Source organism: uncultured Ralstonia sp. (genome assembly GCA_913056305.1).
Classification (GTDB): domain Bacteria; phylum Pseudomonadota; class Gammaproteobacteria; order Burkholderiales; family Burkholderiaceae; genus Ralstonia.
Map to the genome: position 1 here is coordinate 1 of CAJXMR010000189.1, position 8,986 is coordinate 8,986.

Consider the following 8,986-nt stretch of genomic DNA (forward strand, 5'->3'; position numbering starts at 1 on the left):
GCACGAATCGGGCGTGGTGCGCTTCTGCTTCGCCAAGAAAGACGAAACGCTCCAGTTGGCCCTGGAGCGTTTGTCGAAGCTGTAAGAACCTGATCACGATCCTACTGCGCGGCCCGATCTTGGCCCTGTGATGCTCGCCGTACCCAATGTACGGCTGCGCTTCTCGGACCAACCTCGGGCCGCTCGCTACGGATCGTGAACAGGTTCTAACCGCGGCGGGTTACGCCCGCTTGCTGGCGTAGTGGGCGAGCATCTGTTCCAGGTTCGCCTTGCTGTCTGCTCTCATCTTCTGCACGTTGGGGTTCTCGGCCATCTTGGCGAGGTACGGCTTGACGCCTTCGATGGGCGCCAGCAGGTCTTCGCCATAGATGATCTTGGTGGCCTGGCTCACCAGCGGGAAGTGCACGATGGCGGCACAGTCCGCAATGGTGAAGGTGTCACCCGCCACGTACGGCGCAAACTTGAACAGCTTGGCCGCCGCCGGGATGTTCTTCTCCAATTGCTCGCGCACCTTCACCTTCAGGTTGTCGCTGATCTTGCCGCCGAAGAACGCCTCGGGAAACAGCTGACGCGCCACCAGTTCCAGGTGCAGCTCCAGGAAGGTCACGATCTCGCGCACCTTGGCTGCCTTGAACGGATCGGCCGGAATCAGCGGATGCTGCGGGTAGCGCGATTCGAGGTAATCGATGATGACCTGCGACTCGCACATGCCGCCGTCCTCGCCCACCAGGTACGGCACCTTGTGCAGCGGCGAGATCTCGCCGTCGGTCTGGTCGGGCCAGCGCAGCGACTCCTCGAAGGGGATGCCCTTCTCCATCAGCGCGAGCTTGACCTTGTTGTAGTAGTTGCTCGCGGAAAAACCGTATAGCGTCAGCATGCACCAGTCTCCTTGGTTGGTTTGATCGCCTGTCATGGTTGGCGCGGATGCCAAAATCGCACGCTCGTGCTATTTTAGCCAGACTTCTTTCGATCGAAGCGGATTTCATATGCACTGTATCGGGATTGTAGGTACCGGCGCCATGGGGCGCGGCATTGCGCAGATCGCGGCCCAGGCCGGCCTGCGCGTCAAGCTGTTCGACGCCAACCCTCAAGCCGTGGAGGCCGCCCGCAGTGCGCTGGCCGACACACTGGCCAAACTGGCCGCCAAGGGCAAGCTGACGGCGGATGAGGCCGACGCCGCCGTCGCCCGGCTGATCCCCGCCAACGCGCTCACGGACCTAGGCGACTGCGACTTGGTCGTCGAGGCCATCGTCGAGAAGCTGGAGGTCAAGCGCGATCTCTTCCGCCAGCTCGAAGACATCGTCCGCCCGGATGCGATCCTGGCGTCGAACACGTCGTCGCTGTCGATCACAGCGATTGCCGCAGGCTGCAAGCACCCCGAGCGCGTGGCCGGCTTCCACTTCTTCAACCCGGTGCCGCTGATGAAGGTGGTCGAGGTGATCGACGGCCTGCGCAGCGCGCCCGCCACCGGCGACGCCCTGGCCGCGCTCGCCAAGCGCATGGGCCACACCGCCGTGCGCTGCATCGACATGCCGGGCTTCATCGTCAACCACGCCGGGCGCGGCATGAACACCGAGGGCCTGCGCGTGGCGCAGGAAAGCGTGGCCGCGTTTGCCGACGTGGATGCCATCATGCGCGAGCAGGCAGGCTTTCGCATGGGCCCGTTCGAGCTGATGGACCTGACCGGGCTCGACGTCTCGCACCCGGTGATGGAATCGGTCTACCGCCAGTTCTATGAGGAGCCGCGCTACCGCCCCTCGCAGATCACCGCCGTGCGCTTTGCCGGCGGCATCCTCGGCCGCAAGACGGGCGAAGGCTTCTACCGCTACCCGGAAGGACAGAAGCAGGTGCCGGCCGAAGCCCCTGTGCCCGCCGCACGCCCAAAGTCTGTCTGGATCAGCCGCGCGCATGAAGCCGGCCACGCCGCCGCGCAGCGCCTGATGCTGGACCTGGGCATCACGCCCGAGGCCGGCACCAAGCCGTCGGCCGACGCGCTCATCATCGTGACGCCGCGCGGGCTGGATGCAACGGCCTGCGTGGCCGCCGAAGGGCTCGACGGCCGCCGCACCGTGGCGCTCGACACGCTCTACCCGTTCGCCGCCACCAAGCGCCGCACGCTGATGACGACGCCGGCCACCGACCTCGCCTACCGCGACGCCGCGCACGGCCTGCTTGCCTCCGACGGCGTGCCGGTGTCGGTGATCCGCGACTCCGGCGGCTTTGTCGCGCAGCGCATCGTCGCGTGCATCGTCAACATCGCGTGCGACATCGCGCAGCAGCGCATCGCCACGCCGACCGACATCGACCTCGCCGTCACGCTGGGCCTCGGCTACCCGCAAGGGCCGCTGGCGCTGGGCGATACGCTGGGCACCAACGCCATCCTTGAAGTGCTGCAGAACCTTTACGTGCTCTATGGCGACCCGCGTTATCGCCCGAGCCCGTGGCTGCTGCGCCGCGCGCGTCTGGGTATGTCGCTGCTGACGCCGGACGCCTGAACGCTCGAACGCTCGAACGCCATTCCACACGAGGCCATCGCCATGACCGCGCAACTGCTCTCCCAACGCATCGGCTCCACGCTGGTGCTCACCCTGTCCAATCCCGACGCGCGCAACGCGCTGGACCCGGTGATGTACACCGCGTCGATGGAGGCGATGGACCGCGCCGCCAACGACAACGAGATCCGCGCCCTCATCTTCACCGGCGCGGACGGCGTGTTCTGTGCCGGCGGCAACCTGAACCGCCTGCTGGAGAACCGCAGCAAGCCCAAGCGCGTGCAGGAAGAGGGTATCGACGCGCTCAACCACTGGATCGAGACCATCCGCACCTTCCCCAAGCCGGTGATCGCGGCGGTGGAAGGCGCGGCGGCGGGCGCGGGCTTCTCGCTGGTGCTGGCGTGCGACTTTGTGGTTGCGGCGTCGGATGCCAAGTTCGTGATGGCCTATGTGAACGTCGCGCTCACGCCGGATGGCGGTGGTTCGTGGCACATCGCCCGCTTCTTGCCGCGCCCGCTGGCCAGCGAGGTCATCATGCTTGGCAAGCCGGTCGGCGCTGAGCGACTGGCGCACTTCGGCCTCGTCAACGACGTCACCAAACCCGGCGAGGCGCTGGACCAGGCGCTGGCGCTGGCGGAGAAGCTCGCCGCGCAATCGCCGCACGCGGTGGGCCGCATCAAGGGCCTGATCGCGCATGCGGAGGATGCCTCGCTGCACGATCACCTGAAGGCCGAGCAGCACAGCTTTGTCGAAGCGCTGCACCACGCGGATGGCAACGAAGGCATCTCGGCCTTCCTGCAGAAGCGCAAGCCCCAATACCGCTAACACTGACCAGTCGCTGAACGATGATCCCGTTTCCCGTTCCCAACCGCCGGCGCGTCTACCTGATGCGCCATGGCTCGGTCACGTACTTTGACGAGACCGGCCGCCCCATCCTGCCCGAGACCGTGCCGCTCAACGAGGAAGGCCGCAAGCAGGCGAGTACCGCCGGTCAGACCTTTGCCTCGGAGAACATCGTGTTCGACCGCGTGATCGTCAGCGGCCTGCCGCGCACGGTGGAAACCGCGCAGCGCGTGCTGGCCGAGATGCCCGCGATGCAGGAACGCGGCGTGACGCTGGAGCAATGGCCCGAACTGCAGGAGATCCGTGGCGGCAAGCTGTCGGAGATTCCCGAGCATGAAGTCGCACAGGCCTTCATCGATGCGTTCGAGGGCACGGTGCCGGAAAGCCGGCGCTTCCTCAACGGCGAGAGCATCGGCGAATTCCTCGACCGCGTGGTTCCGGCCATCGCCCGGCTGCGTGCCCTGCCCGACTGGGACACCGTGCTGCTGGTGCTCCACGGCGGCACCAACCGCGCGATCCTCTCGCACGCCATCACCGGCGGCGATCGCGTGTTCTTCGGCAACCTGGCGCAGACGGCCGGCTGCATCAACGTGCTCGACGTGGGCGATGAGGCGAGCGACTGGGTGCTGCGCATGAGCAATTTCTCGCCGCCGTCGCCGGTGCACCTTGGCTCGCGGCTGACGACGATGGAGGTGCTGCTGCAGCAGTACCTGCGCTACCGAAAATCGGCCTGACCCATACACAGAACAAGATTCGGAGACACACCATGACGCAACAGGATTTCTCGGCCTTTGAAGGCACGCGCCCGGTCGCGGAACAGCAGAAGTTCGACATCGCCGCATTGGAGACGTGGATGCGCGCCAACGTGGAGGGCTTTGCCGGCCCGCTCACCGTCGAGCAGTTCAAGGGCGGCCAGTCCAACCCGACCTTCAAGCTGATCACGCCGTCGTGCACGTACGTGATGCGCGCCAAGCCGGGGCCGAAGGCGAAGCTGCTGCCGTCCGCCCACGCCATCGAGCGCGAATACCGCGTGATGGATGCATTGGCCAAGACCGACGTGCCTGCGCCCAAGATGTTTGCGCTGTGCGAAGACGAAGACGTCATCGGCCGCGCCTTCTACATCATGGAGTTCGTGCAGGGCCGCGTGCTGTGGGACCAGGCGTTGCCCGGCATGGAACCCGCCGAGCGCACCGCCCTCTACGACGAGATGAACCGCGTCATCTCGGCGCTGCACAGCGTGGACTATGCCGCCATCGGCCTGGCCGACTACGGCAAGCCCGGCAACTACTTCGCGCGCCAGATCGAGCGCTGGAGCAAGCAGTACAAGCTGTCGGAAACCGAGTCGATCCCCGCGATGGACAACCTGATCGAATGGCTGCCGAAACATGTGCCGCAGGAAGCCGAAGAGATCACCAGCATCGTCCACGGCGACTACCGCCTCGACAACCTGATCTTCCACCCGACCGAGCCGCGCGTGCTGGCCATCCTCGACTGGGAGCTGTCCACGCTCGGCCACCCGCTGGCCGACTTCAGCTACCACTGCATGAGTTGGCACATCGAGCCGGGCCAGTTCCGCGGCGTGGCGGGGCTGGACTTCGCGGCGCTGGGCATCCCGTCCGAAGCCGACTACATCCGCCAATACGAAGAACGCACCGGCCGCCGCATCACCGGCGACTGGAACTTCTACCTCGCCTACAACATGTTCCGCATCGCCGGCATCCTGCAGGGGATCATGAAGCGCGTGGTAGACGGCACGGCGTCGTCCGCGCAGGCGCTGGAAGCCGGCAAGCGCGCACGGCCGATGGCGGAACTCGGCTGGAAGTACGCTCAGCAAGCCGGCTGACGGGTGAAGTCATCGCGCGGGTCGGCTTGATCGACCCGCATGGACTACCTCGTCGCACACGCTACCCATTCCCGTCGGCGAGCGCAGCGGCGGCATCGTCCACCGCCACCTCCGCCATGGCGGCAAAGACGTGATCGCGCAGCCAGCGGCCGGCGGCGTCCTGGTCGCTATTGGCATGCCAGTACAGGTACAACTCCAGCGGCGGCACCTGGAACGGCAGCGGCAGCATCACGTTGCCGTAGGGCTCGTTGGCGATGCGCGCGTAGCGCACCGGCAGCGTCACTAGCAGATCCGTACAACTGACCACCCGGCACGCCGCCGGGTAATGCTGGCAGCGCAGCCGCACGCGCCGCTCGCGCCCGAGCCGGCGCAGCTCCACATCCTCCAGCCCCGCCCCGCGTCGCCGCGACGACACGTGTACGTGCTCATACGCCAGGTAACGCTCCAGCGTCAGCGGCCCTTGCGTGATCGGGTGGCCGGGGCGCGCCAGCACCACCATCGGATCGGTCAGCAGCGACGCATGGCGGATGGCGGGCGACACCGGCAGCAGGATGTCGACGGCGGCGTCGATGGTGCCGGCCAGCAGCTCGGGCTCGAGCTGGCGACGGTCTCCGCGCGCCGCCGTCACATCGATGCGCGGCGCCTCGCGGGCGATAGCAGCCATCAGCGGCGGCAGCAGCGTCGCCTCCAGCGCATCGCGCATCGACAGCGTGAAGCGGCGTTCGCTTGCTGCCGGATCAAAGCGCGTGCCCTCGCGCAAGGTGCGTTCGAAGCCCTGCAGCGAAGTGCGCACCTCGGCGACGAGCGTGCGCGCCAGCGGCGTCGGCACCATGCCCTGCCCGCGCCGCTCGAACAATGGATCGTCGAACAGCTCGCGCAGCCGCCCGAGCGCATGGCTGACCGCCGGCTGCGTCAGGTTGAGCGTGCGCGCGGCGGCCGTGATCCCGCCTTCCGTGTAGATGGCATCGAAAACGACGAACAGATTCAGGTCGACACGGGATATATGCACGATATTGATGGATGGCAATCCACGAAATTCATTTCTCTTATTGTAGGCCAAGGCTTATGCTGCGGGCATCGTGTTTGGAGTCGTGTCCACCATGACCGCCACCGCTGCCGACCCTCAACTGACCGTGCCCGCCGGCTTCGAGAAGCTGGTCAAGCCGAGCCCCTTCCTGACGATGCTGGGGCCGGTGTATGCGCGTGGCACGGGGCCGTCGATGGTGATGGGCTTTCACGTGCTCCATCACCACTTGAACCGGCGCGGCATCCTGCATGGCGGCGTGGTCGCCTCGCTGGCCGATGCGGCGCTCGGCTACTGCCTGGCCGAGCCAGGCGACGATGCCGGCGGCGCGATCGCCATGTCCACCGCCAGCCTGACGGTCGACTTCATCGCATCTGCCGGTGAAGGCGACTGGATCGAGATCACCCCAGAGGGGTTGCGCACCGGCAGCAAGCTGGCCTTTGCGCAGGCCCTGTTCCATCGTGGCGACCGGCTGGTCGCGCGCGCCAGTGCGGTGTTTGCCGTACTTGGCGGTCGCGTGACCGGACCGGTCTGATCGGCTCATCGACGCTTGAACGATTTCCGGAGGAGACACCATGAATTTCGACTACACGCCCAAGGTCAAGGAGATGCAGGAACGCCTGCTCGCCTTCTTCGACCAGCACATCTACCCGAACGAGCATCGCTTCCACGAAGAGATTGAAGCGAACCGCCGCGCCGGCAACGCCTGGATCCCGACCAAGGTGATCGAGGAGCTCAAGCCGCTGGCGCGCAAGGCCGGGCTGTGGAACCTGTTCCTGCCGCGTTCGCCGCGTGCGCCGGAGGGCTTGTCGAACCTGGAATACGCGCCGCTGTGCGAGATCATGGGCCGCGTGCCCTGGGCGCCAGAGGTGTTCAACTGCTCCGCGCCCGACACCGGCAACATGGAAACGCTGGAGCGCTACGCGTCGGAAGAACTCAAGGACCGCTGGCTCGAGCCGCTGCTGCGCGGCGAGATCCGCTCGGCCTTCCTGATGACCGAGCCGGCCGTGGCCTCGTCGGATGCCACCAACATCGAATGCCGCATCGAGCGCCAAGGCGATGAGTACGTCATCAACGGCCGCAAGTGGTGGTCGTCGGGCGCCGGCGACCCGCGCTGCGCGGTCTACATCGTCATGGGCAAGACCAACCCGGACGCGGGTCGCCACGAGCAGCAATCGATGATCGTGGTGCCGGCCAACGCGCCAGGCATCACCGTCATGCGCCCGCTCACGGTGTTCGGCTACGACGACGCGCCGCACGGCCACATGGAAGTCGATCTGAAGAACGTGCGCGTGCCGGTCGGCAACATCCTGCTGGGCGAAGGCCGCGGCTTCGAGATCGCACAAGGCCGCCTGGGCCCGGGCCGCATCCACCACTGCATGCGCAGCATCGGCATGGCCGAGCGCGCGCTGGAACTGATGTGCAAGCGCCTGGAAGCGCGCGTGGCGTTCGGCAAGCCGATCTCGCGCCACAGCGTGTGGCATGAGCGCATTGCCGAAGCGCGCTGCATGATCGAGCAGGCCCGCCTGCTCACGCTCAAGGCCGCTTACATGATGGACACCGTCGGCAACAAGATCGCCAAGGCCGAGATCGCCATGATCAAGGTGGTAGCGCCCACCATGGCCTGCCAGGTGATCGACTGGGCCATCCAGGCACACGGCGGCGGCGGCGTGTCGGGCGACTTCCCGCTGGCCTCGGCCTACGCGCACCAGCGCACGCTGCGCCTGGCCGATGGCCCGGACGAGGTGCACCGCGCCGCCATCGCCAAGCTGGAGCTGGCCAAGCACATGCACCTGTCGACGGATGGGATCGACATGCCGATCACGCGCGGCGCCTGAGCCAACCGCACCGTTCACTCCTTAGTCCCCGTGGCATGCGGGGATTTTTTTTGCCCGTCGGGGCCGTCGGCGCCGTCTGCGCGTTTTTGCGTTCTGTGCTTGAATGGGCAATCTGCGGGCCGCCAGCCGGCTCGCCCTTTCCCTGCTCAGGAGCACGCAAGCCATGATCGACGTCTACAGCTGGGCCACGCCCAACGGCCACAAGGTTCACATCATGCTGGAGGAATGCGGGCTGCCGTACCGCGTCCATGGCATCAATATCAGTGCCGGCGACCAGTTCAAGCCCGACTTCCTGAAGATCAGCCCGAACAACAAGATCCCGGCCATCGTCGACCAGGATGGCCCGGACGGCAAACCCCTCTCCTTGTTCGAATCGGGCGCGATCCTGCTGTACCTCGCCGGCAAGACCGGCAAATTCCTGCCGGAGGACGTGCGTGGCAAGTACGAGGTGCTGCAGTGGCTGATGTTCCAGATGGGCGGCGTCGGCCCGATGCTGGGCCAGGCGCACCACTTCCGCATCTATGCGCCCGAGCAGATCGAATACGCGGTCAACCGCTACAGCAACGAGGCCAAGCGCCTGTATGGTGTGATCGACACGCGCCTGGGGGAATCGAAGTACCTGGGTGGCTCGGACTATTCCATCGCCGATATCGCCACCTGGCCGTGGCTGCGCAGTTGGAAGAACCAGGGGATCGAGCTGTCGGCCTACCCCAAGCTGCAGCGCTGGTTCGAGGCCATCGAAGCGCGCCCCGCCGTGCAGCGCGCAGTGAAGGTGCTGGCCCAGGAGCGCCCGGTGGTGCAGGACGACAAGGCGCGCGAAATCCTGTTCGGCGCGACGCAGTATCAGCGCCACTGAGCCGCGCGCTCGCCACGAGACCAAAGGCCGCGTATGCGGCCTTAATGAGATGGTCACCCCCACCCTACGAGCGGGTAACGCTGGTAGGGT

General features: G+C 66.3%; 9 protein-coding genes. 7 read left to right on the forward strand and 2 right to left on the reverse strand.

From position 1 onward, the window contains the following. Positions 1-220 precede the first annotated feature (220 nt). Positions 221-877 carry a glutathione S-transferase gene (locus QZ609_RS21010; protein WP_295499101.1) on the reverse strand — a complete coding sequence of 219 codons (657 nt, stop codon included), beginning with the start codon at positions 875-877 and terminating at the stop codon, positions 221-223. A gap of 109 nt (positions 878-986) precedes the next feature. Here QZ609_RS21010 and QZ609_RS21015 point away from each other — a divergent pair, with 109 nt between their 5' ends. The 4 genes from QZ609_RS21015 to QZ609_RS21030 are packed head-to-tail and all read left to right on the forward strand — an operon-like array spanning position 987 to position 5,178. After that, positions 987-2,495: a 3-hydroxyacyl-CoA dehydrogenase gene (locus tag QZ609_RS21015; protein WP_295499104.1), complete on the forward strand. Its 1,509-nt coding sequence runs from the start codon at positions 987-989 to the stop codon at positions 2,493-2,495. Between the two features lie 42 nt (positions 2,496-2,537). Further along, complete coding sequence (locus tag QZ609_RS21020) at positions 2,538-3,317, forward strand: oxepin-CoA hydrolase, alternative type (RefSeq protein ID WP_295499107.1); 780 nt, start codon at positions 2,538-2,540, stop codon at positions 3,315-3,317. 20 nt (positions 3,318-3,337) lie between these two features. Beyond that, positions 3,338-4,069 (forward strand): histidine phosphatase family protein, encoded by a 732-nt coding sequence (locus tag QZ609_RS21025; RefSeq protein WP_295499110.1) that lies wholly within the window; start codon positions 3,338-3,340, stop codon positions 4,067-4,069. A gap of 32 nt (positions 4,070-4,101) precedes the next feature. Further along, complete coding sequence (locus tag QZ609_RS21030) at positions 4,102-5,178, forward strand: phosphotransferase (protein WP_295499112.1); 1,077 nt, start codon at positions 4,102-4,104, stop codon at positions 5,176-5,178. A gap of 61 nt (positions 5,179-5,239) precedes the next feature. Here QZ609_RS21030 and QZ609_RS21035 read toward each other — a convergent pair whose 3' ends face one another. Further along, positions 5,240-6,187 carry a LysR family transcriptional regulator gene (locus QZ609_RS21035; RefSeq protein ID WP_295499115.1) on the reverse strand — a complete coding sequence of 316 codons (948 nt, stop codon included), beginning with the start codon at positions 6,185-6,187 and terminating at the stop codon, positions 5,240-5,242. A gap of 91 nt (positions 6,188-6,278) precedes the next feature. Here QZ609_RS21035 and QZ609_RS21040 point away from each other — a divergent pair, with 91 nt between their 5' ends. The 3 genes from QZ609_RS21040 (at position 6,279) to QZ609_RS21050 (ending at position 8,896) form a co-directional block, all read left to right on the forward strand. After that, the gene (locus tag QZ609_RS21040; protein ID WP_295499118.1) at positions 6,279-6,737 is read left to right on the forward strand and encodes a PaaI family thioesterase; all 459 of its coding nucleotides are present in this window, start codon (positions 6,279-6,281) and stop codon (positions 6,735-6,737) included. Between the two features lie 40 nt (positions 6,738-6,777). Then, positions 6,778-8,040 carry an acyl-CoA dehydrogenase family protein gene (locus tag QZ609_RS21045; RefSeq protein WP_295499121.1) on the forward strand — a complete coding sequence of 421 codons (1,263 nt, stop codon included), beginning with the start codon at positions 6,778-6,780 and terminating at the stop codon, positions 8,038-8,040. Between the two features lie 163 nt (positions 8,041-8,203). Then, entirely contained in the window at positions 8,204-8,896 is a 693-nt protein-coding gene (locus tag QZ609_RS21050) for a glutathione binding-like protein (protein WP_295499124.1), read from the forward strand. Positions 8,897-8,986: the final 90 nt, after the last annotated feature.

What these genes read in the sequence shown, in the direction of transcription:
- QZ609_RS21010 (WP_295499101.1), bottom strand. Translation starts at nt 877, where the DNA reads ATGCTGACGCTATACGGTTTTTCCGCGAGCAACTACTACAACAAGGTC.
- QZ609_RS21015 (WP_295499104.1), top strand. Translation starts at nt 987, where the DNA reads ATGCACTGTATCGGGATTGTAGGTACCGGCGCCATGGGGCGCGGCATT.
- QZ609_RS21020 (WP_295499107.1), top strand. Translation starts at nt 2,538, where the DNA reads ATGACCGCGCAACTGCTCTCCCAACGCATCGGCTCCACGCTGGTGCTC.
- QZ609_RS21025 (WP_295499110.1), top strand. Translation starts at nt 3,338, where the DNA reads ATGATCCCGTTTCCCGTTCCCAACCGCCGGCGCGTCTACCTGATGCGC.
- QZ609_RS21030 (WP_295499112.1), top strand. Translation starts at nt 4,102, where the DNA reads ATGACGCAACAGGATTTCTCGGCCTTTGAAGGCACGCGCCCGGTCGCG.
- QZ609_RS21040 (WP_295499118.1), top strand. Translation starts at nt 6,279, where the DNA reads ATGACCGCCACCGCTGCCGACCCTCAACTGACCGTGCCCGCCGGCTTC.
- QZ609_RS21045 (WP_295499121.1), top strand. Translation starts at nt 6,778, where the DNA reads ATGAATTTCGACTACACGCCCAAGGTCAAGGAGATGCAGGAACGCCTG.
- QZ609_RS21050 (WP_295499124.1), top strand. Translation starts at nt 8,204, where the DNA reads ATGATCGACGTCTACAGCTGGGCCACGCCCAACGGCCACAAGGTTCAC.